Origin of the sequence: Streptomyces canus (genome assembly GCF_030815415.1) — a bacterium.
Lineage (GTDB): Bacteria > Actinomycetota > Actinomycetes > Streptomycetales > Streptomycetaceae > Streptomyces > Streptomyces canus_F.
The window spans coordinates 3926932-3951656 of record NZ_JAUSWW010000001.1 but is presented as its reverse complement, the minus strand read 5'-3'; the positions used below and the strand labels follow the sequence as shown (position 1 = coordinate 3951656).

Genomic DNA, 24725 nt, shown 5'->3' with positions numbered 1-24725 from the left:
TCCCCCTCCGGTGACAACTTCCTTGTCTATGAGTGTCCTTCGGGGGAGCCGTCAATGCGAGAGGGCCGACGATCACCGAGTGCGAGAAAGACACAGGCGCCGGCGAGCGCGGCCTCCGCCACCGCACACGCCAGTGCCTGCGCGAGGGCGGAGCCCGGCGGTGAGGTGGTGATGTCGAACCAGGCGTCCAGTGCGGCGGTGGCGGCGGTCGCGGACGCCGTGAGGTGTGCGCGCGGGTCACCGCGCAGGCCCAGTAACGCCGTTGCCGCACAGCCCGTGGCCATCAGGACGTCGAGGCCGATCCAGGCCAGCGACCAGTTCCTGACCTCCGTACGACTCGGCAGGGTCAGGGCGAGGGCGACCATCCACGGCACGAGCAGGACGGCGGCGGAACCGAGCAGGACAAGCATCCATTTGCTGCGCATGCACCCACCGTAGATCGCAGAGAAAGTTCTGCAAAGAAAATTCGGCAAACATCAGGGATGGCTCAGGGTTCTCAGGGTTACCGTGACTGCATGACCGACGGCCCGCCCGAGCTGACCAGCCTCGAACGCACCGCCCTCTACAAGTCCCTCGGCAACCCGCTGCGCCGCCGGATCCTCGAGTTCCTCGGCGAGCACGGCGAGGCGAACTCCACCGTGCTCGCCAGGGGACTCGGCGAGAGCTCGGGCACGACCAGCTACCACCTGCGCAAACTCGCCGAGCAGCGGCTCATCGAGGAGATCCCGGAGAAGTCCGGCGGCCGCGAACGCTGGTGGCGGACCCTGCCCTTCCGCCACACCACCCCCGACCCGGCGACGATGACGGCCGAGGAGTACGCCGCCGCCGAGCACCTCGCCCTGCTGAAGATCGACGTGGACACGGAGCTCTTCCGCCGCGCCCACCAGGAGTACCGGGGCCCGGAGGGCTGGGCCCAGGTCCAGCGGCACGGCGGCTGGATGACCCAGGACGAACTCCACGCCTTCCTGCGCGACTACAACGCCCTCCTGGAGAGCTACAGCCACGCGCGCGAGGACGCCCCCGAGGGGGCGCGCCCGGTCTCCCTGCGCTTCTACGCCGTACCGGACGGCGTGGGAGAGTGGAACGGTGAACCGACTGGCCCATGAGACGTCCCCGTATCTGCTCCAGCACGCCGACAACCCGGTCGACTGGTGGCCCTGGTCCGACGAGGCCTTCGAGGAGGCCCGCAGGAGCAACAAACCGGTCCTGCTCAGCGTCGGATACAGCAGCTGCCACTGGTGTCACGTCATGGCCGGCGAGTCCTTCGAGGACCAGGAGACCGCCGACTACCTCAACGCCCATTTCGTGAGCGTCAAGGTCGACCGGGAGGAACGCCCCGACGTCGACGCCGTCTACATGGAGGCCGTCCAGGCCGCCACCGGGCAGGGCGGCTGGCCCATGACCGTGTTCCTCACCCCGGACGCCGAACCCTTCTACTTCGGCACGTACTTCCCGCCCGCGCCCCGGCACGGCATGCCGTCCTTCCGGCAGGTGCTGGAGGGCGTGCGGAGCGCCTGGAGCGACAAGCGGGACGAGGTCGCCGAGGTGGCCGGGAAGATCGTGCGGGATCTCGCCGGGCGGGAGATCAGTTACGGCGACACCCAGGCTCCCGGTGAGGAGGAGCTCGCCAAGGCGCTGCTCGGGCTGACCCGGGAGTACGACCCGCAGCGCGGCGGATTCGGCGGGGCGCCGAAGTTCCCGCCGTCCATGGTCCTCGAGTTCCTGCTGCGGCATCACGCCCGGACCGGCTCCGAGGGCGCGCTCCAGATGGCGCGGGACACCTGTGAGCGGATGGCCCGCGGGGGCATCTACGACCAGCTCGGGGGCGGGTTCGCCCGCTACTCCGTCGACCGCGAGTGGGTCGTGCCGCACTTCGAGAAGATGCTCTACGACAACGCCCTGCTCTGCCGCGTCTACGCCCATCTCTGGCGCTCCACCGGCTCCGAGCTCGCCCGCCGGGTCGCCCTGGAGACCGCCGACTTCATGGTGCGCGAACTGCGCACCCCCGAAGGCGGGTTCGCCTCCGCGCTCGACGCCGACAGCGACGACGGCAGCGGCAAGCACGTCGAGGGGGCCTATTACGTCTGGACGCCCGAGCAGCTCACCGAGATCCTCGGGGCCCAGGACGCCGAACTCGCCGCCCAGTATTTCGGCGTCACCGGGGAGGGGACCTTCGAAGAAGGTGCCTCCGTCCTCCAGCTTCCGCAGCACGAGGGCGTGTTCGACGCCGGGCACATCGAGTCCGTGAAGGGCCGGCTGCTCGAGGCGCGGGCCCAGCGCCCCGCTCCCGGCCGGGACGACAAGGTCGTGGCCGCCTGGAACGGGCTCGCCATCGCCGCGCTCGCCGAGACCGGCGCCTACTTCGACCGGCCCGACCTCGTCGACGCCGCGGTCGGGGCCGCCGACCTCCTCGTACGGCTGCATCTCGACGAGCAGGCGCGGCTCTCGCGTACCAGCAAGGACGGGCATGCCGGCGCCAACGCGGGGGTGCTGGAGGACTACGCCGATGTCGCCGAAGGGTTCCTCGCGCTGGCCTCCGTCACCGGTGAAGGGGTCTGGCTGGAGTTCGCCGGCTTCCTGCTCGACCACGTCCTGGCACGGTTCGTCGACGAGGAGTCCGGCGCGCTGTTCGACACCGCCTCCGACGCCGAGCGGTTGATCCGGCGCCCCCAGGACCCGACCGACAACGCGGCCCCCTCGGGATGGACCGCTGCCGCCGGCGCCCTGCTCGGCTATGCCGCCCAGACCGGTGCCGAGCCCCATCGCACCGCCGCCGGGAAGGCCCTCGGGGTCGTCAAGGCGCTCGGTCCGCGGGTGCCGCGGTTCATCGGGTGGGGGCTCGCCGTCGCCGAGGCGCTGCTCGACGGGCCGCGGGAGGTCGCGGTCGTCGGGCCCGCGCTCGACGACCCGGGCACAAAGGCCTTGCACCGTACGGCACTTCTCGGCACCGCCCCCGGTGCCGTGGTCGCCGTCGGGGTGACGGGGAGTGACGAACTGCCGCTGCTCGCCGACCGGCCTCTCGTGGGCGGTGAACCGACCGCGTACGTCTGCCGTAACTTCACCTGTGACGCCCCGACGACCGACCCGGACCGGCTGCGCGCGGCGCTGAACGGCTGAAACGCCGTTACCCGGCAGTCATCCGGTGTTCGGATTCGCCCCTAAGTCTCCACACTCCTCCGAAACACACTATTTATGGGAGCAGATCCCTCTGTTCACAGATCACCCATAACCTCTCCACAGTGATCACGGCGGATATGACCGATCGTCGTGGCAGGGGGTTTGGGGATCTGGGGGGATCTGTTGCTGACGTCTGTCTTCATCGCCGCCGTCTCGCTCGCCTTGTTCTGGATGGCGGCGTTCACCCTGTGGTGGCAGATGCACGCGTGGCGCACGCCCGAGGTGCTCGCCTCCACCCGGTTCAGCAGACCGGACGGGGGCGAGCATGTGTCGTTCTCGCTGCTGCTGCCCGCGCGGCACGAACAGGCCGTGCTGGACCACACCATCCAGCGGCTGCTGGAGTCCAGCCACACCGACTTCGAGATCATCGTCATCGTCGGGCACGACGACCCGGAGACCACGCGAGTGGCCGAGAAGGCAGCGGCGCGTGACCCGCGCGTCCGCGTCGTCGTCGACACCCACGAGAAGAAGAACAAGCCGAAGGCCATGAACACGGCGCTGCCGCACTGCCGCGGTGACGTCGTCGGGGTCTTCGACGCCGAGGACCAGGTCCACCCCGAGCTCCTCGCCCATGTCGACCACGCCTTCAGCACCACCGGGGCCGACGTCGTCCAGGGCGGTGTGCAGCTCATCAACTTCCACTCCAGCTGGTACAGCCTGCGCAACTGCCTGGAGTACTTCTTCTGGTTCCGCTCCCGGCTGCACCTGCACGCACAGAAGGGGTTCATCCCGCTCGGCGGCAACACCGTGTTCGTGCGGACCGACACCCTCAAGGAAGCCGGGGGCTGGGATCCCGACTGTCTCGCCGAGGACTGCGACCTGGGCGTACGGCTCTCCAGCGTCGGCAAGAAAGTCGTCGTCGCCTACGACTCCGACATGGTGACCCGGGAGGAGACCCCCGGCTCGCTCATGTCGCTGCTCAAGCAGCGCACCCGCTGGAACCAGGGCTTCCTCCAGGTCTACCGGAAGAAGGACTGGAAGCAACTCCCCGGTCTCGGACAGCGGTTGCTCGCCCGCTACACCCTCATGACGCCGTTCCTTCAGGCCTTCTCCGGCGTCGTCATCCCGCTCAACGTCGCGATCGCGCTCTTCCTCGACGTGCCGGTCGGCGTCGCCTTCATCACCTTCCTGCCGGCCGTCACCGCACTGGTCACCTTCGTCTTCGAGGTCGTCGGACTGCACGACTTCGGCAAGCAGTACGGCCTGCGCGTCCGCTCCGTCCACTACCTCAAGCTCGTCGTGGGCGGCCCCTTCTACCAGGTGCTCCTCGCCGGAGCCGCCGTCCGCGCCGTATGGCGTGAGCAACGCGGCCGGAACGACTGGGAGTTGACCACTCATGTCGGTGCGCATCTGAACCAGGCGCCGGCGATCCGAGAGGACGTCCCTGCGTGACCTCCACCCTTCCCGCGGTGACCGCTCCCCAGGTCCCCGCGCAGCGGCAGCCTGCGCCTGACGTGCGTCCGGCCGGCCGAACGGCGTCGTCGAAACGCCCCGACCTCCTCCTGTGCGGTGCGCTCCTCGTCGCGATCCTCACCGTCCAGGGCTGGAACATCGCCGACTACCCGACCCTCAGCGACGACGAGGGCACCTACCTCGCCCAGGCCTGGGCCGTCCAGGAGGGCAAGGGCCTCGCCCACTACACCTACTGGTACGACCACCCGCCGCTCGGCTGGATCCAGATAGCCGTGCTCACCTGGATACCGAAGATGCTGAGCCCCGAGTCGATGACCGTCGGCTCGATGCGGGTGACGATGCTGCTGATCAGCGCGATCAGCGCGGCCCTCGTGTACGTCCTCGGGCGCCGGCTCGCCCTGCCGCGCTGGGCCGCCGGGCTCGGCATGGCCCTGTTCGGGCTCTCCCCGCTCTCCGTCGTCCTCCAGCGGGAGATCTTCCTCGACAACCTCGCGGTGATGTGGACGCTCCTCGCGTTCACCCTCGCCGCGTCCCCGAGCCGCCACCTCTGGCACCACTTCGGTGCGGGCGTCGCCGCCGCGACGGCCGTCCTCACCAAGGAGACGATGCTCGTCGTCCTGCCGGCGCTGCTGCTCACCATGTGGCGCCACAGCCACCGGGACACCCGCAAGTTCGCCCTCACCGGCGCGATCACGGCGTGCACGCTGATCGGCCTCGCGTACCCCCTGTTCGCCCTGCTCAAGGGCGAGCTGCTGCCCGGCGGCGGACACGTGTCGTTGTGGGACGGGGTCAAGTACCAGATGACCAGGCCCGGTTCGGGCTTCATCCTCGACCAGGGGTCCGGTTCCCACGGGGTGCTGCGGTCGTGGCTCTACTACGACCGTGTCCTGCCGCTGGGCGGTCTCGTCGGCGCCCTCCTGCTGCTGGCCACCTGGCGCTGGTCGGTCACCGCCCGCGCACTGGCCGGACCCGCGCTGACGGTCGCGATCCTCGCCGGGCTCGCCCTGCGCCCCAACGGTTATCTGCCCGCGATGTACGTCATCCAGGCGCTGCCGTTCCTCGCGCTCGTGCTGGCCGGGGGCACCGCCTCCGTCGCCCATGCCGTCCTGCGCAGAAGCCACCGGTTGCCCCACGGCGGCCGGTACGCCCTCGCCGCCGTCCTCGCGATCGGTGCCGGCGCCTACGTCGTCCCGCGCTGGTACGACGGCGACCGCACCGCCGTCACCGCCGACGCCAACGCCCCCTACCAGGCCGCCTCCAAGTGGCTGGCGACCGAGGTGGAGCAGCCGGAGAAGACGCGGGTACTCGTGGACGACGCGCTCTGGCTGGACCTGGTCCACGCCGGGTACCGGCCCGGGCTCGGCGCCATCTGGTTCTACAAGGCCGACCTCGACCCGGCGGTGACCAAGACGATGCCGCACGGCTGGAAGGACCTCGACTACGTCGTCGCCTCCCCGACCGTGCGGCGCGACGCGGCGGACCTGCCCAACGTCAGGGCCGCCATCCAGCACTCGACGCCGGTCGCCGTCTTCGGCACCGGTGCGGACCGGATCGAGATCCGGCAGATCCAGACCGTCTCCGGAGGCGTTCGATGACCCACGAGTACACCGCTCCCGTCCCGGACGTACGGGTCACCGAGGTTCCCGAGCCCGGCGCCGTCACCATCGTCGTACCGACGTACAACGAGTCCGCGAACATCCGCCAGCTGCTCCACCAGATCACCGAGTCGGTGCCGGCCAGACTCCCCTGCGAGGTCCTCTTCGTGGACGACTCCACCGACGACACCCCCGAGGTGATCCACGAGGCCGCCAAGGACTGTCCGTTCCCGGTGACCGTGCTGCACCGCGACGAGCCGGTCGGCGGGCTCGGCGGGGCGGTCGTGGAGGGGATGAAGGCGGCCGGGTCGGACTGGGTCGTCGTGATGGACGGCGACTGCCAGCATCCGCCGTCCCTGGTCCCGGAGCTGGTCGCGACGGGGGAGCGGGCGAACGCCGGGCTCGTCGTCGCCTCCCGGTACATCAAGGGCGGCAGCCGCGCCGGGCTCGCGGGCAGCTACCGCGTGGCCGTGTCCAGAGCGGCGACCTGGCTGACCAAGTCCCTCTTCCCGCGCCGGCTGCACGGCATCAGCGACCCGATGAGCGGCTTCTTCGCGATCCGCCGCAGCGACATCACGGCCGACGTCCTGAAGCCGCTCGGCTACAAGATCCTCCTCGAACTCGCCGTCCGCAGCCGCCCCCGCGCGGTCACCGAGGTGCCCTTCGTCTTCCAGGACCGGTACGCGGGCGAGTCCAAGTCCAGCGCCCAGGAGGGCCTGCGCTTCCTGCGTCACCTGGTCGGTCTGCGCACCGCCTCGCCGGTCGCCCGCATGGTCGGCTTCGGCCTGATCGGCGCGACCGGCTTCGTGCCCAATCTGCTCGGGCTGTACGCCCTCACCGTCCTCGGCATGCACTACGTACCGGCCGAGATCCTCGCCAACCAGCTCGGCGTCGCCTGGAACTTCCTGCTCATCGAGCATCTGCTGTTCCGCGACCGCCGCCGGCACCGGCGCTGGTGGGATCGCGCCGGCCGGTTCGCCCTGATCGCCAACGCCGACCTGGTGCTGCGCATCCCGCTGATCGCCCTGTTCGTCCACCGGTTCGGAATGGGCGCGCTGTCCGCCACCGCGCTCGCGCTGGTGACGACGTTCGTCCTGCGCTTCGCCGGGACCGAGGCGCTGGTCTATCTCCCGCGCAGAAACAGGAGCCGCACCGCATGAACCGAAGACGGAGAACCGCCCTTCTCGCGGTGGGCGCTCTGACCGCCGGCCTGCTCCTGACCGCCCCGCAGCCCGCCTCCGCCGCCAACCTCATCAAGAACCCCGGCTTCGAGACCGCCGGCACCGGCGGCATGCCGTACTGCTGGGAGAAGTCCGGCTGGGGCGACAACGACTTCACCTTCACCACCACGTCCGACGCCCACTCCGGGTCGAAGGCCATGAAGGTCGAGCTGACCCGCCGGACCGAGGGCGACCGCAAGGCGCTGATCACCGAGTCGGCGGAGTGCGCCCCCGTCGTCAGCGTGGGCAAGCAGTACGACCTGAACCTCTGGTACAAGTCGACCACCCCGGACACGTCGGTCACCCTGTTCCGGCACGACACGACGGCCGGCTGGCAGTACTGGACGGACCTGAAGACCCTGGCGATCGCCGGCAGCTGGACCGAGGCGAGCGTGCGTACGCCCGAGGTCCCCACCGGCACCGACCGCATCACCTGGGGTGTCTCCGTCTACGGCACCGGATCCGCCACCACCGACGACTACACCATGGAGCAGGTCGCCGACCCCGTCCCCGCACCGCAGTGCACGGGCACCGCCGAACAGTGCGCCAACGGCCGCTGGGACGTGCTGCCCACACAGAACCCGGTGCGCTCCATGCACTCCGTCGTCCTCAACAACGGCAAGGTGCTGCTGATCGCGGGCTCCGGCAACAGCGAGGAGCAGTTCGACGCGGGCACCTTCACCTCGGCCGTGTACGACCCGGTCAAGGGGACGTACAAGGTGATCCCGACGCCCAAGGACATGTTCTGCTCCGGGCACGTCCAGCTCCAGGACGGCCGTGTGCTGGTGATGAGCGGGAACAAGGCGTACCCGGTCGCGGGCGGGCACGGCTACGAGGGATTCAAGGACTCGTACATCTTCGATCCGGTCACCGAGACGTACAGCAAGACCAATGACATGAACGACGGCCACTGGTACCCGTCGGCGACGATCCTCGGCAACGGTGACGTCATCTCCTTCGGCGGGCTGCGCGAGGACTCCACCGGTTCGGTGACCGCCGAGCTGTGGTCGGACGCCGAGCAGAAGTGGCTGGAGCTCTGGAAGGTCAACCAGACCTGGTCGTACTGGGGTCTGTACCCGTCGATGATCCTGATGCAGGACGGCCGCCTCTTCTACTCGGGCAGCCATGTCTTCGGCAACAACATCCCGGGCACCGGCAGCGCGATCTACGACTACGACGCCAACACGGTCACCCAGGTCCCGGGGCTCCAGAACAAGGACCAGCGGGACCAGTCGGCGAGCGTGCTGCTGCCTCCCGCGCAGGACCAGAAGGTCCTCACGATCGGCGGCGGCAACATCGACTCCAATCCGGACGCGGGCCGGCTGACCGACGTCATCGACCTCAAGCAGGCCGACCCGGCCTACACCGCCGGTCCGCCGCTTCCGCAGGGCACGGTCGACCTCGGCAACGGCAAGCAGGCCGAGACCGGCAACCAGGGCAAGATGTATGTCTCCGCCGTCCTGCTGCCCGACGGCAAGGTGCTGGAGACGGGCGGCGCGCTGCACAACCGCGCCGACCCGGTGTACGAGTCGTCGCTCTACGATCCGGACACCGGCACCTTCGACCCGGTGGCCGCCGACCCCGAGGCCCGCGGCTACCACTCCTCGGCGTTCCTGCTCCCCGACGGCCGGGTGATGACGACCGGCGACAACCCGGGCAACGGCACCTGGAACCACAACGTGTCGATCTACACGCCGCCCTATCTCCTCAAGGGCCCGCGTCCGGCGATCACTTCGGTCATCGACACCGAGTGGACCTACGGCGACACCCAGCGGATCACCGTCGACCGGCCCGTCGCCAAGGCCGAGCTCATCCGCCCGGCCGCGGTGACGCACTCCTCCGACCCGAACCAGCGGTTCGTCGATCTGCCGCTGTCGGTGGACGGCAACAACGTCGACCTCAATGTGACGAGCAATCCCGACCTGGCCCCGCCCGGCTGGTACATGCTCTTCGCGGTCGACGCGGGCGGGGTGCCGTCGGTGGCCAAGTGGGTCCATCTGCAAGGGCCTTCGGCGCTCGGCGCGACGGACGCCTCGGCGCATGTGCACTCCTTCGCGGATTCACTCGAAGGCAAGGTCACCGAGCCCGGCAAGCAGCGCGCCTCGCAGCGGGTGCCGGTCACCGTCTCCGGCTGCGACCGGCACTACGGCTCGATCAACGTCTGTGTGCCGACCCACTTCCCGCCGAGCGTGAAGGCCACCGCCAAGGCCCGCTGCGACTGGCTGAAGAAGAACGACTACGGCCGGCTGAAGGTCAACGGCAAGGACGACCCGCTGCGGCTCGACCGCGACGGGGACGGGATCGCCTGCGGGAAGGCCGACCTCAGGAAGCGTTAGGGAAGTCCGCCAGGGCGCGCGCCACGATGGCCTCCAGCTGTTCGTGGTGCGCGCCCTTCCAGTAGGCGCGCCCGCACTGGGTGCACTGCGCGAACACGTCGTACGACCGGTGTGTGCCGCCGGCCAGCTGGTCCGCCACCTCCTCCTTGGTGGCCTCCCTGAGCAGGCCGTTGCAGGCGGTGCAGCGCGTCCAGGGCCGTAGCTCGGGGCGGAACCGGTCCAGGATGTCGCGGAGTTGCTCCTCGGGACGGGTGCTGTAGACGTAGGCGCCGGCCCACAGTTCGCGGCGGCGCAGCAGGCCCCGGTCGCGGCTGAGCATGACCCGCTGCTGGACCGCGGAGCGGGTGGCGAGGGCCGGATCGCCGATGTCCGTCGACTCGTACGCCGTGTCCACGCCGAGCAGGCGCATCCGGCGGGCGAGGGTGCCGAGGTGGACGTCGAGGAGGAAGCGCAGCGGGGCGCCGGGCACCTGCTGGGGGCGCTCGACGTCCCGTACGGCCACGGAGTCGCCGACGGCGGGGACGTACGACCTGGGCACCTCGCGGCCGTCCACGAGGAGGGTGCCGACCTCGGTCAGCGGGACGCCGAGGGACTCGACGACATGGCCGAGGGTCGAGACGCCGTCGGTGGTGACCGTGGTGGAGCCGTGGCGGCGTTCGTGCGGGACGAACAGGGCCAGCCTGGTGGCGAATTCGACGTGGATCTCCGGTCCGTTCACCCGGTCAGGATGCCACGGCCGGGTGCGGTGGCCTCGGGTGTTTTCCCGTGGCGCCTCAGGCGTTCTTCTTGGTGAGCCCGTGTTCCAGGACGTCCATCGCGCGGTCGAGGAGGTCGGCGAGGTCGTCCCGGAAGTCGTTCTCGGCCCAGTACCGGGTGATCTCCGCGAGCCCGGCGACCACGGACATCGTGTAGACCCGTACCTCCAGGCTGTCCACGTCGCGGCCGGTGCGTTCGGCGATGCCCTCGGCGAGCATGTGGGAGGCGACCGACATGCTCTCCATCATCCGGGAGCGCACCGTCGGGACCTGGACCATCAGGTGCGCGCGGAGCCGGGTGACCTCGGGTTCCCGTTCGTGGCCGAGGCGGACGGCCTTGTGCATGATGTGCCGCACGGAGTCCGCCCACGGCTCGTCCTTCGGCCGGGCACGCAGTTCCTCCAGGATGAGGGCGTCGTGCTCGTCGGTGAGCACGATGTCCTCCTTGGTGGGGAAGTAGCGGAAGACCGTGGACGGCGACACCTCGGCGCGGTCGGCGATCTGCTCGATCGTGGTGGCGTCGTAGCCCTGCTCCTCGATGAGCGCGTACGTCGCGTCACGGATCGCCGTCCGAGTCTTGATCTTCTTCCGCTCACGGAGTCCCAGCTGGGGGACGTCCGTGGGCGGAGAGGTGCGTGCGGGTGTCATGGACGTCATTGTCGGGCATCTGCCGGCTCGGGAGCCATGTCCGGGGTGGCCGCGGTCTCGCTCGGGCGGGGTGTGCCCGGCAGGAACGCCGCCGCCAGCAGGGCGGCGACGAGGGCCGCGGCCCCGCAGACCAGCAGGACGAGGCCCATACCGTGGACGTAGGCGTTGTCGGCGGAGGCGATCAGGTCGGCCGAACCGGTCTGCTGGGCGACCACGTGGGCGGCGACCACGGAGTTCTCGGCGGTGTCGGCGGCCTGCGCGGGCAGCCCGGTGACGTCGAGCCGGTCCTGGAAGGCGGCGGCGAGCAGACTGCCGAGCAGGGCGATACCGATGGCGCCGCCCACCTGGCGCAGGGTCAGCAGCAGTCCGGAGCCGCTGCCGGCGCGGTCGCGGGGGAGGGTGCCCAGGGCGCTGTTCATGGCGGGGATGAGGGCGAGACCGAAGCCGAGACCGGTGACGGAGAGCCACAGCGCGGTGAAGCCGTAGCCGGAGTCGATCGTCGTACGGCTGCCGAGGAACGCGGCGAAGGCGAGCACCACCAGGCCGCCGCTCACCGTGGCGCGGGCGCCGAAGCGGGCGACGATCTGCGGGGCGAGCCGGGAGGAGACGAGCAGACCGCCCATCATCGGCAGCAGTCGTACGCCGGTGCCGAGGGCGTCGTTGCCGAGGACGGCCTGGAGGTAGGGCGGCAGCACGAACAGCAGGCCGGACAGGATGAACATCACCAGGGTCGCGGCGATGGTGTTGAAGAGGAAGCCGCGGTGGCTCAGGAGGCTCATGTCGAGCATGGGGCGTTCGACCCGCCGCTCCCGCACCACCAGCGCGGCGATCAGTACCGTGGCCGCGGCGAACATGGCCGCCACCAGCGGGTCGCCCCAGCCCCGGGCGGGTGCCTCGATGATCGCGTAGATCAGGGCGCCGAGGCCGGTCGCGGTGAGCGCGGTGGAGACGGCGTCGACCTTGGGGGAGGCGGGGTCGCGGGTCTCGGGGAGCAGGAAGAGGCACGCGGCGATGCCGAGCGCGGCCATCGGGACGTTGACCAGGAAGACCGAGCCCCACCAGAAGTGGTTCAGCAGCCAGCCGCCGATGATCGGGCCGAGCGGCAGGCCCAGCGCGGAGGCGGCGGAGATGATGCCGACGGCCTTGGTGCGCTCGTCGGAGCCGAAGAGCGAGGGCAGCACGGAGAGCGCGAGCGGGGTGACGAGGGCGCCGCCGACGCCCATCAGGGCACGGGCCGCGACCACCGCGTTCACGTCGTCGGCCAGGGCGCCGAGGGCCGAGCCGGCCAGGAAGATGCCCAGTCCGACGATCAGCATCCGGCGGCGGCCGAACCGGTCGCCGAGGAGTCCGGCGGGGAGCATCAGCGCCGCGAAGACGACGACGTACGCGTCCGCCATCCACTGCTGCTGGCCGGTGCTCGCACCGAGGTCGGCGGCCATCGTCGGGAGGGCCACGTTGAGGATCGTCATGTCGAAGCCGAGCGTGAGCATGCTCGCGACCAGGGCGCCGAGGGCCCACCAGCGTCGGGGATCAGGAGTGAAAGTTTCCATGAAATGAGAGTAACTCTCAAAAGATGAGTTCTGTCAATTGGTTGGGGCGGCTAATCGGTTCGGGCATGCAAAAAGGCCACGGCGTGAAGCCGTGGCCTTGGAGGGGTGGGGAGGGTTACGCGTGCTGGTACGCCACCAGTGAGATCCCGACGTAGTGGACGACGAACGCCGCCAGCGTGAGCGAGTGGAAGACCTCGTGGAAGCCGAAGAAGCGCGGGGAGGGGTCGGGGCGCTTGAGGCCGTAGATCACGCCGCCCGCGCTGTAGAGCAGGCCGCCGACGATCACCAGGACCAGGACCGCGATGCCGCCGGTGCGCATGAAGTCGGGCAGGAAGAAGACCGCGGCCCAGCCCATCGCGATGTAGCAGGGGGTGTAGAGCCAGCGCGGAGCGCCCACCCAGAAGACACGGAAGATGATTCCGGCCAGGGCGGCACCCCAGATGCCCCACAGCAGCCACTGCCCCTTCGTGCCGGGCAGGAGCAGCATGGTCAGCGGGGTGTAGGTGCCCGCGATGATCAGGAAGATGTTGGCGTGATCCAGTCTGCGCAGGACGCCGTCCATGCGCGGACTCCAGTTGCCCCGGTGGTACAGGGCGCTGACGCCGAACAGCAGGCAGGCGGTCAGGGCGAAGATCCCGCAGGCGATACGGCCCCGCGTCGAGTCCGCGAGGGCGGTGAGCACCAGACCCGAGATGAGCACGGCCGGGAACATGCCGAGATGCAGCCAGCCCCGGAGTTTGGGCTTGATCTCTTGCGGCAGGGAGAGCGCCACGGGGTTACGGCCGGCGGCCGGCGAGTCCAGAGGCGCGTCGGAGGCGGACGCAGTCATGCACTGCATCGTACCTACGGAACCGTAGGTTGCGGATGAGTGCGGGCCCCGAAAGGGCCGAGAGTGGCCATCATCTCACGGCAGTTGACGCCGTGAGGGTGCGGTCAAGGAAGCGTCAAGCGAACCCAAAGTGCACGGTTGGCAACACTCCGACACGTGGCAATCCTCACTCCGCTCAAGTGTGAAGCCTTCTGGACAGATGGGCACTCGCGACGGATGATCAGATGAGTGCGGTCGGCACCGGATGAGCGCCAGGTCACCACCGAGAAGCATCCGGGCCGCAGCCCCCACGGGGCCTCCAAACAAAAAATCCCTCATTTAGGAGCAATCGTGGCGCGCGACATCGCGGCTCCCCCCGTCATCCCCACCCAGCACAAGGAACTGGTCTCGTGGGTGAACGAGATCGCAGAACTGACGCAGCCGGACAGCGTGGTCTGGTGTGACGGATCAGAGGCCGAGTACGAGCGCCTGTGCGAGGAGCTCGTCGAGAAGGGCACCTTCAAGAAGCTCGACCCGATCAAGCGCCCGAACTCCTACTACGCGGCCTCCGACCCGACCGACGTCGCGCGCGTCGAGGACCGCACCTTCATCTGCTCCGAGAAGGAAGAGGACGCGGGCCCCACCAACCACTGGAAGGCCCCCGCCGAGATGCGGGAGATCTTCGCCGGCGAGAAGGGCGTCTTCCGCGGCTCCATGAAGGGCCGGACGATGTACGTCGTCCCGTTCTGCATGGGCCCCCTCGGCTCGGACCTCTCCGCCATCGGCGTCGAGATCACCGACTCGGCCTACGTCGCCGTCTCGATGCGCACCATGACCCGGATGGGGCAGCCGGTCCTGGACGAGCTCGGCTCCGACGGCTTCTTCGTGAAGGCCGTCCACACCCTCGGCGCCCCCCTCGCGGAGGGCGAGGCGGACGTCCCGTGGCCGTGCAACTCCACGAAGTACATCTCGCACTTCCCCGAGAGCCGCGAGATCTGGTCCTACGGCTCCGGCTACGGCGGCAACGCCCTGCTCGGCAAGAAGTGCTACGCCCTGCGCATCGCGTCGGTGATGGCCCGCGACGAGGGCTGGCTCGCCGAGCACATGCTGATCCTCAAGCTCACGCCCCCGCAGGGTGAGTCGAAGTACGTCGCCGCCGCCTTCCCGAGCGCCTGCGGCAAGACCAACCTCGCCATGCTGGAGCCCACGATCTCCGGCTGGACCGTCGAGACCATCGGCGACGACATCGCCTGGATGCGGTTCGGCGAGGACGGCCGCCTCTACGCCATCAACCCCGAGGCCGGCTTCTTCGGCGTCGCGCCCGGCACCGGCGAGCACACCAACGCCAACGCGATGAAGACGCTGTGGGGCAACTCCGTCTTCACCAACGTCGCCCTCACCGACGACAACGACATCTGGTGGGAGGGCATGACGGAGGAGACTCCCGCCCACCTCACGGACTGGAAGGGCAACGACTGGACGCCGCGGTCCGAGGCGCCCGCCGCCCACCCCAACGCCCGCTTCACGGTGCCCGCCTCGCAGTGCCCGATCATCGCGCCCGAGTGGGAGGACCCCAAGGGCGTGCCGATCTCGGCGATCCTCTTCGGCGGACGGCGCGCCACCGCCGTACCGCTGGTGACCGAGTCCTTCGACTGGAACCACGGCGTGTTCCTGGGCGCCAACGTGGCCTCCGAGAAGACCGCGGCCGCCGAGGGCAAGGTCGGCGAGCTGCGCCGCGACCCCTTCGCCATGCTGCCGTTCTGCGGCTACAACATGGGCGACTACATGGGTCACTGGATCGACGTCGCCAAGGACAAGGACCAGACGAAGCTCCCGAAGATCTACTACGTCAACTGGTTCCGCAAGAACGACGAGGGCACGTTCGTCTGGCCCGGCTTCGGCGAGAACAGCCGTGTCCTGAAGTGGATCGTCGAGCGTCTCGACGGCAGGGCCGAGGGCGTCGAGACCCCGATCGGCGTGCTGCCGGCCAAGGGCGCGCTGGACACCAAGGGCCTCGAACTCTCCGAGTCCGACCTGGACTTCCTCCTCACCGTCGACAAGGAGGTCTGGCGCGAGGAGGCCGCCCTGGTCCCCGAGCACCTCAACACCTTCGGCGAGCACACCCCGAAGGAACTGTGGGACGAGTACCGGGCGCTGGTGCAGCGCCTGGGCTGAGGCCCGCCCGAAGACTCCGCGGCCGGCCCGGATATTGCCCTGACCAGTGATCGTCACGGCCGGCCGCGGTGACAGCCGACGAGGTTCCGTACAACGGCGTGCGGGGCTTGAGGCCTGTCGTCGGTCTCCCGTCCGCCCCGACGGGAGACCGACGACAGGCCTTCGTCTTTTTCCTCATCACCTCTGTGCGGACGGGGATTTCGCGGGACACTCGGGACATCCTGCAACGAACCCCGAAATGAGGTGAGCGGGGTGCGCACACCGGTCAGCGATCCCTTGAAGGTGGGGCCCTACCGCATCGTCGGACGGCTCGGGTCCGGCGGCATGGGCTGGGTATATCTCGGACGGTCGCCCGCCGGGCGCGAGGTGGCGGTGAAGGTGGTGCGCCCGGAGCTGGCGGCCGAGCCCGAGTTCCGGGAACGCTTCGCGCGCGAGGTCGCCGCCGCCCGGGTCGTCAGCGGCGCCTACACCGCGGCGGTGATCGACGCCGACACCGAGGCCGAACTGCCCTGGCTGGCCACGATGTACGTCCCCGGCCCCTCGCTCGCCGAGGCGGTCCGCACGGACGGGCCGCTGCCCGAGGACCAGGTACGCCGGCTCGGCGCGTTCCTCGTCGAGGCGCTCCAGGCCGTGCACGCGGCCGGAGTCGTGCACCGCGACCTCAAGCCGTCCAACGTGCTCCTCGCCTCCGACGGGCCGCGCGTCATCGACTTCGGGATCTCCCGCGTCGACGGGGCGCCCGGCCTCACCAAGGTCGGACTCATCGTCGGCACACCGCCGTTCATGTCCCCCGAGCAGATGAAGGGGGCGCGGGCCGGGCCGGAGAGCGATGTGTTCTCCCTCGGCGGAGTGCTGGTGTACGCGCTGTCGGGCCGCCCGCCGCACGGGGCGGGGGAATCGGTGCGCTACCAGGTCGTCTTCGGCGACCCCGACCTCGACGGCGTACCCCTTGCCCTGCGCCCGCTGATCGCGCGCTGCCTCGCCAAGCGGCCCGAGGAACGGCCGCGGCTGGACGCACTGCTGACCGAACTGCTGGAGGAGGCCCCGCAGTCGCCCTCGTGGCCGCCGCCCAAGGTACGGCGGACCATCGAGGTCCGCGTGGGCGAGCTGGCCGCGCGCCGCACCTCCGGTACGAGCGTGTCCGTGCCCTCCTGTCTGATGCTGCACGCCCAGGCGCTGCTGGACGCGGGACTGACCGACGCGATGGTCGCCCGGGCGGTGGGCCGTGGCACCGCCTGAATCCTCGACCGGCCCGGCCCATGAAATCGGCACGCACTGGCGGCAGTTGGTGCGGAACTGGGGAGCCGGCCGGAATTTCCACGCCGTGACCGACACCGATTCCGTGTCCCTGAAATTCGATCTCGAGGACACGGGACGCACGCTCACGGTCAGATTCATGACCACCAAACGGCTGCTCGTCGCCTTTGTCACGGACGGGAATTTCCTGCGCCATGACCAACTGGCGGTCGCCGCGGCGGCGTCGAACGCGTGGAATACCGAACAGTTGAATCCCATGCTCTCCGTGTGGGACGTCCGGGGGCCGCGGCCGTGTCTCGCAGGGGTGTGCGATCTGCCGCTGACCTGCCGGGTCACCCAAGCGGACTTCGATGCTTTGGCCAGTGATTGGGTGGAACGGGCGCGGCAGATGTTCACCCGTTGTCATGAGGTGTTCCAGTTGTAGAAGGGAATGGCGGGAAAGCGTAAAACCCTTTCGGGCACAGGCTTGTTGCCTCCACTATGGGCACGGGTCGTTTTCGGGCCACGGGGGTGCCCATGGGGCGAGTGCTGCGTGTCATCATTTTTTTCGGAATTCTGTTTGCCCTGCTGCCGGCCGTTCCCGCGGCGGGGACGGAGGACAAGTGCCAGGGCGACTTCTCCGCCCGGCTGAAGTGCTGGACGAGCCGGCTCGGCGACGATCCCGTCACCCTCACGCTCGACCGCGCGCTGTCGCTCGACGACACCGACAAGTCCCGCGAGGAGATCCTCGCCGGCATCGAGGGGCACACCGACAAGCTGGTGGTCCAGGTGCCGGCGGGTGTCTCCACCGGAGAGGGCGGCACCGTACTCCTCGTCCTGGCGGACCAGGAGCGCCGGCTCGTCGACCCGGACGCCAAAATCGACCGGCTGAAGCCGAGCACGCTCAAGGAGCTGAACCGCATCTGCAAGGTGCCGCGGAAGGCCCTGTGCGATCTCGTCGCGCAGAAGGAGGAGTCGGACCCGGTGTCCGGCACCCTGCTGATCGACAGGAGGCTCGTCACCGAGCACCCCGCCTACCTCGCGGGCTCCCCCGACGACGCGGGCGGCGACCCGGACGACTGGCTCCTCCCCGCCACCGCCACCGTCCTCGCCCTCCTCCTCGCCGCCCTCTTCCTCCTCGTACGCCGCACCCGCACGGCCCCCGCCTCCGCCTCCGGCCCGGCGCCCGCCGCCCGCAGCGCCGACGAGCCCACCCGCGCCCTGCGTACCACCCCGGCCCGCCCCGGCCGGCACCGCGCCCCGAGCGGTCCCACCCGGCCTGCCGTCGTCCGCACCGACCTGCACCCGCAGGGCTACGTCGAACTCGACCGCGTCCTGTACCGGGCCGTGTGGGCGGATCCCGGGCAGGCGCCGCCCGCGCCCGGCTCGCGCGTCGACGTCACCGACGCACCGGAGCCGGACTCCGACGTTCTGCACGCCTTTCCGCCCGCCGCCGGGCGCCACGCCCACGCCCGTTAGTCGTACCGCTCCACCAGGAGAAGCCCATGTCCAGCGAATACCCGCCCACGCTGCCGGCGGAGTACGCCGACATCGAGTTCGAGAACAACGCTCAGCGGCTGCCGCTGGTGCTGTGCCTCGACACGTCCAGCTCCATGGCGGGAGCGCCGATCCAGACGCTCAACAACGCGCTCGTGGAGTGGACGCGTGAACTGCACGACGACGTGGCCCTCAGCTACAGCGTCGAGGTCGCCGTCGTCACCTTCGGCGGACAGGGCGTCGCCGCCTGGCGGGGTCCGCAACCCCTCGCCCCCGGCGCCCCCGTGAGCCCCTTCGTGCCCGCGCACATGTTCCGCCCGCCGCAGCTCGGTGCCGCGGGCGTGACCCTCATGACGGAGGCACTGGAGCTGTCGATGCACATCGTCGCCGCCCGCAAGGCCGAACTGCGCGCCTCCGGACTCCAGTACTACCGCCCGCAGATCTGCCTGGTCACCGACGGCATCCCGACCGACGCCACCGGCCGCCGCACCGACTCCTGGCACCGGCTGGTCCCCGTACTCGCCGAGGAACAGCAGGCCCGCCGCTTCAGGCTGTACGCGATCGGCGTCGGCGGCATCACCGACACCGGCGAGCAGGTCCTGCGGGCGTTCGCCCCGAAGTTCAACGCCACCATCCACGGCTTCCCGTTCCGCGAACTGCTCCAGATGATGTCCGCCAGCGCCAACGCCGAGCAGAAGGGCGCCGGCGACGAGGTCTTCGAGAAGATCTTCAGCCAGTTCAAGACCCAGCGCCCCGCCTGGGAGAGCTGAGCGATGGGCAGGGCCGACTGGCGGATCCACGGCATGAGCGTCGAGGGCTACCGGCACCGCCGGGACGGTCTGCCCTGCCAGGACGCCTGCGCCCATGTCACGGAGGGACCGGTCGCCGTGCTCGCCGTCGCGGACGGCGCCGGCAGCCGGCCGCGCTCCGACGAGGGCTCGCGGCTCGCCGTGGAGCTGGCCGCCGAACACTTCGTACGACGGGCCGGCGAGGCCGTCCACAGTCCGCCCGGCAAGGCCGTGCACGACCTGCTCGCGGACGCCTTCCACGAGATCACCATGGCGTTCCTGGACACCACGGGCGCGGCGGCCGCCGACTTCGCGACCACCCTCACCGTTGTCGTCCTGGCCCCGGACTGGCTCGGCCATCTCACCGTCGGCGACGGTTTCGTCGTCCTGCGCGCCGGAGCCGAGGACGGCGAACCGCAGTTCCATGTGCTGCCGCAGGCCGCGGACGCCAGCGAGTACAGCAACGAGACGGTCTTCCTCACCTCGCCCGACGCGGCCCGCTGGATGCGCACCGACTGTGTGTGCGACCCGGGGATCGACGGCGTCCTGCTCTCCACCGACGGACTCGCCCAGGCCGCCCTCTCCCGCACCGGCGGCGGCACCCCGGCCCCCAACGCCTCCTTCGCCGACGCCGTCTTCCGCTCCCTCGACGGCCCCGGCCCGGTGTCCGACTCCGCGCACGACAACCTGGCCGCACTGCTCAGGTCGGACCGGCTGACCGCGCTCAACGCCGACGACAAGACACTGCTGCGAGCCGTGCGCAAGGCGCGGCCATGAGCGGCCGCGTCGTCCACCTGGACGGGAAACCGGTCGTCCTCGCCGAGCAGCCCCTGAAGGGCGGCGGACAGGCGGCCGTCTTCCCCGTCGAGGGCGACCACGGAACCGTCGTCAAGCTCTACCGCGACCCGCCGGGCCCCGACCAGGAGCGCCGACTGGCCCGCATGCTGACCATGTCCCCCCTCGCCGCCCGCCCCACCGACCGCTCCCAGCCGCCCGAACTGGCCTGGCCCACCGCGATGGCCCGCAGCCCCGAGGGCGCGTTCCTCGGCTACGCCATGCACCGGTTCGGCGAGCCCGAACACGTCCAGCTGGTCGGGCTGTTCACCCGCGCCCAGCGCCTGCGGCTCTTTCCCCAGGCGGACTGGCGCTTCCTGGTCGGTGTCTCCTGGAACCTCGCCTTCATGACCGCGCGCATGCACCACGACCACCTCGTCATCGGCGACTTCTCCAGCAGCAACGTCGTCGTCGACGCCAACGGCTTCGTGACCTTCCTCGACTGCGACTCCATCGCCTTCACCGACCCGGTGACGGGCGAGCCGTTCCCGTGTCTGATGCACACCACGGACTACTCGGCCCCGGAACGCCAAGCGGGCGGCCCCGCCACCCGCTCCAGCGACGACTTCGCCCTCGCCGTCCTCGTCTACCAGCTCCTCACCGCCGGCAACCACCCCTTCGGGGGCGTCCCGCACGAGAGCACCTCCGAGTCGACCGTCAAGGACAACATCGCCGCCAGCTGCTCCTACGTCGTCCGCCCCGAGCAGGTCGTCATCCCGCGCGGCACCATCGACCCGTCCGTCCTCCCGCCCGACCTGCTCACCCTCTCCCGCGCCGCCTTCGGCCCCGGCGTCCACGCCCCCGCCGCCCGCCCGCCGGCCGAGGCATGGCTGCGCGCCCTCGACCGGCAGCGCGCACAGATACGGGTGTGCCAGGCGCGTCCGCTGCACGCGTACGGCGCCCATCTGCCGGACTGCCCGTGGTGCGTAAGGGCGGTCCACACCGGCCACGACGTGTTCAACGGCCCCCGGCCGGTACCGCTGCCGCCCCCGCCACCGGTGCTGGCGCAGGAGGTGCCGACGGGTACCGGGTCCGGTGCGCTGAAGGTGGTGTACCTGCTGATCGCCCTGGTGCTGTTCATCGTGATCGTGGCCATCGCCCTGGAGAGCGGAGGCTAGTGCCGCGGCAGGCAACGTTTGCCCCGTCGCGACGCCCGGCACGCTCCCCCACTGCCTTGAGGGCGTGGGAGGGGCCCCCACTCGCCGCACCGGCCGAAAGCCCAAGTACGTCCAGTACGAGGGCTTCCGGCCGGCACGCCGAGAGCACGCTCCCCCACCCTCGAACCGCGCTTCGCACGGCTCGGGCGGGAGGGACCCCCACGACGCCGCTCCTTGACGGGCAAACGTTGCCTGCCGCGGCACTAGTTCGCCCGGTCCTCCAGATAGCGCGTGTGCGACTCCTGCCGCCGCGCCTCCGTCTCGCGCAGCGCCGCCGCCAGCCCCTCGGCCTCCCCCTGGAGGAGCGTGAGCTGCCGCTCCAGGTGCCGTTCCGGCGCCTCCTGGCCCGGTGCGAGACGCGTCCACCACCGGGTGCGTACGAAGGTGTCGACGGCCTCGGGAACGTCCTGCCGTACCGCCCGGGAGAGCGTGTGCACCCCCTCCGGATCGTGCGCGAGGAGCTCTGCCGACCAGCCCGGATCGAGCAACGCGCCGAGCAGCCCGGTGAGTTCGGTGAGACGGCCGGCCGCGGCGGGCGGCAGGTTGATCTCCGCCAGATACGCCTGGAGGGTCTCGAAGTCACCGCGCAGGGCGTCCAGCCGGGCGGAGGCGTCCGGGAAGTCCGGCAGCGGCGGCCGTTCCGGCGGGGCGATCAGCGCGCCCGCGCCGTACAGCCCCACGACGACGACGGGCCAGTACGGGCCCGCCACCCCCGCGAAGGTCAGCCCCAGCCCGGCGATCCCGCACACGCTGCCCGTGATGTTCTTCCGGGACTCGAGGTACTCACTGATAGCCACGGATCTCCTCGAAGGCGCCGTCCAGCGAGCCCTGCCGGGCGTCGAAGAGCCGGCCGCCGGTCAGTTCGGCGATGTGCTCCAGCTCCCCCCGGTCGGAGTCGCCGAAGAGGATGGGGAAGACGGGGATCTCCCGCTGCGCGGGGTCGAGCAGCGCGTGGAACCCCTCGAACTGCGCCGCGGTGCTGCCCGCCGTGTTCTCGCCGTCCGTCATCAGCACGATCGACGTGAACATGTCCCGGTCGGTGCGGAGTTCGTCGTACGCCTTCTCCAGCGAGGTGTAGATCGCGGTGTCCCCCTCGGCGGTGAGCGTGCCGATGTCCGCACGGACATCTGCGACGCCCGACCGGGGATCCGGACCCATCGCGTGCCGGCGCACGTCCTTCACCTGCGACCCGAACGGCATCAGGGTGACCTCCTCGCGGCCCCGGAAGCGGCCGCTGACGTGGGTGAGCGCCTTCTTCAGCTGCGCCAGCCGGTCGCCCTCCATCGAGCCGGAGGTGTCGAGGACGTACACGGTCTGCGAGGGACGGCGCAGCTCGTTGTCGTAGGAGTCGAGCAGTCCGTCGGCGACCGATCGGCTGCCCGGGAAGGGCAGTTCGCGCCGGCGGCTCTCGTCGAGGCCGGACGCGGGCGGCACCGAGGCGACGACCGGGCGGCGATGGGTGCGCTCGGTGATCTCGCGCTGCACCTTCGGTGTGCGCAGGGCATCCGCCAGCCGGCGGACGTCGTCCCGCCGCGCGGCGTCGGCCGAGGCGAGCGTGGAGAGCGGGTAGTCGGCGGTCACGACGCCGTCGCGGGGGCGGATCACGGTCAGGCCCGGGATGCCCTTCAGGACGGACTCGTAGTTGATGAGCGCGTCGACGTTCCCGCGCCGCTTGTACGCCGATGCCAGCCAGCCCGACGACCCCGAGGTCAGCTTCTGCCCCCGGAAGAACTCCTTCAGCCGGGGCGTCGCCTTCTCGACATCCGCGTCGGTGAGGGCGGACTGGGCCCCGGAGAGCGCCGAGGCCACGGAGATCAGCGCGGAGAAACCGGAGTTGGAGGAGCCCGGGTCGGTCATGCCGTACGTCAGTCCGTCGTCCCGCACGGCCTGCGCGACCCGCGCCCATGTGACGTCGTCGGGCTTCCCGCCCAGCTTCCGCAGGGCGGCCGGCCGTACGCCGAGGGCGACCGGGCTGGACATGACCGGGGTCTCCGACACCACCCTGCGGGCGGCCTCCGGACGCAGCCGCAGAGAATCGTTGGAGGACAGCCACACGGCCTGGTACCACTGGTCGGCCTCGCCCTTGGCGAGCACGTCCGCGGCTTCCAGGGTGCCCATGTAGAACAGCCGGACGTCGACACCGATGTCCGCGCCGACCCGTTCGACGATCGGTTCCATGTCGCGGAGTTCACTGGAGGCGAGGATCCAGAGGTGGCCGTCCGCCCGCCTCGTCTCCTTCTCGGCCGTACAGCCCGCTCCCGCGAGCAGGGCGACCACGGCGAGGACGAGGGCCAGTGCCCGTCTCATACGAGCCCCCCGTCGTCCAGCGTGCCCCGCGACCGGCTGCGCTCCAGGTACGCGGAGGCGTGCTGGAGTTCGGAGGTCAGGGACTCCACGGTCGACGCCATCACCTCGGTCGCCTGCACCTTGTAGGTGTCGATGGCGTCCAGGGTCCGGTAGATCTGCTGGAACGCCGACCGCAGGGTCTCCGCGCCCACGGCCGGGTCGGCGGCGATGCGCTGGATCTCCCCGCTCTGCGTGGCGAGCATCTCCGCGTTGCCCCGGATGAGGTCCTCGGTCGTGCCGCGCAACGCGTTGACCTGCTCGATGACCTTCTTCTGGTGGTCGAGCGCGGAGGCCAGCATCACGGAGATCCGCAGCGCCGACACCGTGGTCGTGGCCGCCCGGTCGACGCCCTTGATCAGCTCCTCGTTGTTGCGGCGTACGACGTCCATGGCGAGGTAGCCCTGGGCGCACACCGCGAGCTGGGTGAGCAGGTCCTGGTGCTTCTGCCGGACCGGGAAGAGCACGTCGGCGCGGAGCGAGTCGGCCGCCCCGGGGTCGCCGACCGCGGCGATGTGCCGCTCGACGGCCGTGTCCAGGGCCTCGGTGAGGACGACGTACTCCTGGAGCTTGCCCATGCTCTCCCACAGCCGGACCCGCTCGGTCTGCAACGCGGCGTTGTCCCGGCGCAGTTCGTCCTGCCCGCCGCGCAGCGAGCCCACGATTCTGTTGAGGGTCCCCTGCGCGGAGGAGTACTTGGCGATGTGGTCGCGGACCTTGTTGCCCCCGGGCAGCCGGGACAGGAACTTCCGCCCCTTGGCGGCCGGGAGGTCGCGCGGGTCCAGGTCCTCCACCACCCGCCGCAGTTCCACGAGCGAGCCCGCGACCTGCGACTGGGCGTCCCCGCCGGTGTCGGGCAGGCTGCGGATGGTCCGCTCCAGCATCCGGTTGGACTGCGCGGCCGCGGTACGCATCTCGCCGGCGCCGAGCCCGGTGATCTCACCGACCTTGCCCGCGAACTGGGGCGAGCGGGCGTCGAGGGCGGCGAGCCCCGCGACATAGTCGGCGGCCTTCTGTGCCATGCCGGCACGGACGCTCTCGTCGACGGGGACGAGCCCGCCGGCCTTCTCCCGCGGCACGGGTGCCACGGCCTCGGGCGGGGTGAGCGTGAAGACGTCGTCCCCGCTGAGGGTGTGCTGCCGACTGCTGTGCTGACTGGTGTTCTGGCTGGTGTTGTCGAAGCCGTTCATACG

General features: G+C 70.3%; 21 protein-coding genes. 13 read left to right on the top strand and 8 right to left on the bottom strand.

All coding sequences use genetic code 11. From position 1 onward, the window contains the following. Positions 1 to 26 precede the first annotated feature (26 nt). The gene (locus QF037_RS18100) at positions 27 to 425 is read right to left on the bottom strand and encodes a hypothetical protein (RefSeq protein WP_307026541.1); all 399 of its coding nucleotides are present in this window, start codon (positions 423 to 425) and stop codon (positions 27 to 29) included. Between the two features lie 90 nt (positions 426 to 515). Between QF037_RS18100 and QF037_RS18095 the strand changes: the two genes are divergently transcribed. The 6 genes from QF037_RS18095 (at position 516) to QF037_RS18070 (ending at position 9741) form a co-directional block, all read left to right on the top strand. After that, positions 516 to 1106 carry an ArsR/SmtB family transcription factor gene (locus QF037_RS18095; RefSeq protein ID WP_307026539.1) on the top strand — a complete coding sequence of 197 codons (591 nt, stop codon included), beginning with the start codon at positions 516 to 518 and terminating at the stop codon, positions 1104 to 1106. Continuing rightward, entirely contained in the window at positions 1087 to 3117 is a 2031-nt protein-coding gene (locus QF037_RS18090; RefSeq protein WP_307026537.1) for a thioredoxin domain-containing protein, read from the top strand. The genes QF037_RS18095 and QF037_RS18090 overlap by 20 nt, the downstream gene beginning before the upstream one ends. Positions 3118 to 3300: 183 nt before the next feature. Next, positions 3301 to 4569, top strand: a complete 1269-nt coding sequence (locus tag QF037_RS18085; RefSeq protein ID WP_307026535.1) for a glycosyltransferase — start codon at positions 3301 to 3303, stop codon at positions 4567 to 4569. Continuing rightward, a complete protein-coding gene (locus tag QF037_RS18080; protein WP_307026533.1) occupies positions 4566 to 6185 on the top strand; it encodes an ArnT family glycosyltransferase in 1620 nt (539 codons plus the stop codon). The genes QF037_RS18085 and QF037_RS18080 overlap by 4 nt, the downstream gene beginning before the upstream one ends. Next, complete coding sequence (locus QF037_RS18075) at positions 6182 to 7345, top strand: glycosyltransferase (RefSeq protein ID WP_307026531.1); 1164 nt, start codon at positions 6182 to 6184, stop codon at positions 7343 to 7345. Before QF037_RS18080 ends, QF037_RS18075 begins: the two co-directional genes overlap by 4 nt. Continuing rightward, positions 7342 to 9741 carry a galactose oxidase-like domain-containing protein gene (locus tag QF037_RS18070; protein ID WP_307026529.1) on the top strand — a complete coding sequence of 800 codons (2400 nt, stop codon included), beginning with the start codon at positions 7342 to 7344 and terminating at the stop codon, positions 9739 to 9741. The genes QF037_RS18075 and QF037_RS18070 overlap by 4 nt, the downstream gene beginning before the upstream one ends. On the opposite strand, the gene QF037_RS18065 is transcribed toward QF037_RS18070, so the two are convergent. The 4 genes from QF037_RS18065 to trhA form a co-directional block, all read right to left on the bottom strand. Next, entirely contained in the window at positions 9728 to 10459 is a 732-nt protein-coding gene (locus QF037_RS18065; protein ID WP_307026527.1) for a Mut7-C RNAse domain-containing protein, read from the bottom strand. The two genes, QF037_RS18070 and QF037_RS18065, sit on opposite strands and share 14 nt — an antisense overlap. A 55-nt stretch (positions 10460 to 10514) precedes the next feature. Further along, entirely contained in the window at positions 10515 to 11144 is a 630-nt protein-coding gene (locus QF037_RS18060) for a TetR/AcrR family transcriptional regulator (RefSeq protein ID WP_444972116.1), read from the bottom strand. Positions 11145 to 11149: 5 nt separating this feature from the next. Then, entirely contained in the window at positions 11150 to 12694 is a 1545-nt protein-coding gene (locus tag QF037_RS18055; protein ID WP_307026523.1) for a DHA2 family efflux MFS transporter permease subunit, read from the bottom strand. 115 nt (positions 12695 to 12809) lie between these two features. Beyond that, entirely contained in the window at positions 12810 to 13523 is a 714-nt protein-coding gene (trhA, locus tag QF037_RS18050; protein WP_307026522.1) for a PAQR family membrane homeostasis protein TrhA, read from the bottom strand. 330 nt (positions 13524 to 13853) lie between these two features. Between trhA and QF037_RS18045 the strand changes: the two genes are divergently transcribed. The 7 genes from QF037_RS18045 to QF037_RS18015 all read left to right on the top strand — a co-directional run bounded on the left by QF037_RS18045 (position 13854) and on the right by QF037_RS18015 (position 21150). After that, positions 13854 to 15677, top strand: coding sequence for a phosphoenolpyruvate carboxykinase (GTP) (locus tag QF037_RS18045; RefSeq protein ID WP_307026520.1), 1824 nt, complete (start codon positions 13854 to 13856; stop codon positions 15675 to 15677). A gap of 252 nt (positions 15678 to 15929) precedes the next feature. After that, the gene (locus QF037_RS18040) at positions 15930 to 16916 is read left to right on the top strand and encodes a serine/threonine-protein kinase (RefSeq protein ID WP_307026519.1); all 987 of its coding nucleotides are present in this window, start codon (positions 15930 to 15932) and stop codon (positions 16914 to 16916) included. Between the two features lie 85 nt (positions 16917 to 17001). After that, positions 17002 to 17358, top strand: a complete 357-nt coding sequence (locus QF037_RS18035; protein ID WP_307026517.1) for a hypothetical protein — start codon at positions 17002 to 17004, stop codon at positions 17356 to 17358. A 92-nt stretch (positions 17359 to 17450) separates the two neighbouring features. Continuing rightward, entirely contained in the window at positions 17451 to 18392 is a 942-nt protein-coding gene (locus QF037_RS18030; RefSeq protein ID WP_307026515.1) for a hypothetical protein, read from the top strand. 26 nt (positions 18393 to 18418) lie between these two features. Beyond that, positions 18419 to 19180 (top strand): vWA domain-containing protein, encoded by a 762-nt coding sequence (locus tag QF037_RS18025; protein ID WP_307026513.1) that lies wholly within the window; start codon positions 18419 to 18421, stop codon positions 19178 to 19180. 3 nt (positions 19181 to 19183) lie between these two features. Further along, positions 19184 to 19975, top strand: a complete 792-nt coding sequence (locus tag QF037_RS18020; protein WP_307026510.1) for a PP2C family serine/threonine-protein phosphatase — start codon at positions 19184 to 19186, stop codon at positions 19973 to 19975. Beyond that, positions 19972 to 21150 (top strand): hypothetical protein, encoded by a 1179-nt coding sequence (locus tag QF037_RS18015; protein WP_307026509.1) that lies wholly within the window; start codon positions 19972 to 19974, stop codon positions 21148 to 21150. Before QF037_RS18020 ends, QF037_RS18015 begins: the two co-directional genes overlap by 4 nt. Before the next feature lie 242 nt (positions 21151 to 21392). Here QF037_RS18015 and QF037_RS18010 read toward each other — a convergent pair whose 3' ends face one another. From QF037_RS18010 to QF037_RS18000, 3 genes are read right to left on the bottom strand one after another with little or no spacing between them, the layout of a single operon-like run. After that, positions 21393 to 21986, bottom strand: a complete 594-nt coding sequence (locus tag QF037_RS18010; protein WP_307026507.1) for a hypothetical protein — start codon at positions 21984 to 21986, stop codon at positions 21393 to 21395. Next, on the bottom strand, positions 21973 to 23496 hold the full coding sequence (locus tag QF037_RS18005; RefSeq protein ID WP_307026505.1) for a substrate-binding and vWA domain-containing protein: 1524 nt from the start codon (positions 23494 to 23496) through the stop codon (positions 21973 to 21975). Before QF037_RS18005 ends, QF037_RS18010 begins: the two co-directional genes overlap by 14 nt. After that, positions 23493 to 24722, bottom strand: coding sequence for a toxic anion resistance protein (locus tag QF037_RS18000; RefSeq protein WP_307026503.1), 1230 nt, complete (start codon positions 24720 to 24722; stop codon positions 23493 to 23495). The genes QF037_RS18005 and QF037_RS18000 overlap by 4 nt, the downstream gene beginning before the upstream one ends. Between the last annotated feature and the right edge of the window lie 3 nt (positions 24723 to 24725).

Coding starts and splice junctions, on each gene's coding strand:
- QF037_RS18100 (WP_307026541.1), bottom strand. CDS start 425: ATGCGCAGCAAATGGATGCTTGTCCTGCTCGGTTCCGCCGCCGTCCTG.
- QF037_RS18095 (WP_307026539.1), top strand. CDS start 516: ATGACCGACGGCCCGCCCGAGCTGACCAGCCTCGAACGCACCGCCCTC.
- QF037_RS18075 (WP_307026531.1), top strand. CDS start 6,182: ATGACCCACGAGTACACCGCTCCCGTCCCGGACGTACGGGTCACCGAG.
- QF037_RS18070 (WP_307026529.1), top strand. CDS start 7,342: ATGAACCGAAGACGGAGAACCGCCCTTCTCGCGGTGGGCGCTCTGACC.
- QF037_RS18060 (WP_444972116.1), bottom strand. CDS start 11,144: ATGACACCCGCACGCACCTCTCCGCCCACGGACGTCCCCCAGCTGGGA.
- QF037_RS18055 (WP_307026523.1), bottom strand. CDS start 12,694: ATGGAAACTTTCACTCCTGATCCCCGACGCTGGTGGGCCCTCGGCGCC.
- trhA (WP_307026522.1), bottom strand. CDS start 13,523: ATGACTGCGTCCGCCTCCGACGCGCCTCTGGACTCGCCGGCCGCCGGC.
- QF037_RS18030 (WP_307026515.1), top strand. CDS start 17,451: ATGGGGCGAGTGCTGCGTGTCATCATTTTTTTCGGAATTCTGTTTGCC.
- QF037_RS18025 (WP_307026513.1), top strand. CDS start 18,419: ATGTCCAGCGAATACCCGCCCACGCTGCCGGCGGAGTACGCCGACATC.
- QF037_RS18020 (WP_307026510.1), top strand. CDS start 19,184: ATGGGCAGGGCCGACTGGCGGATCCACGGCATGAGCGTCGAGGGCTAC.
- QF037_RS18015 (WP_307026509.1), top strand. CDS start 19,972: ATGAGCGGCCGCGTCGTCCACCTGGACGGGAAACCGGTCGTCCTCGCC.
- QF037_RS18005 (WP_307026505.1), bottom strand. CDS start 23,496: ATGAGACGGGCACTGGCCCTCGTCCTCGCCGTGGTCGCCCTGCTCGCG.
- QF037_RS18000 (WP_307026503.1), bottom strand. CDS start 24,722: ATGAACGGCTTCGACAACACCAGCCAGAACACCAGTCAGCACAGCAGT.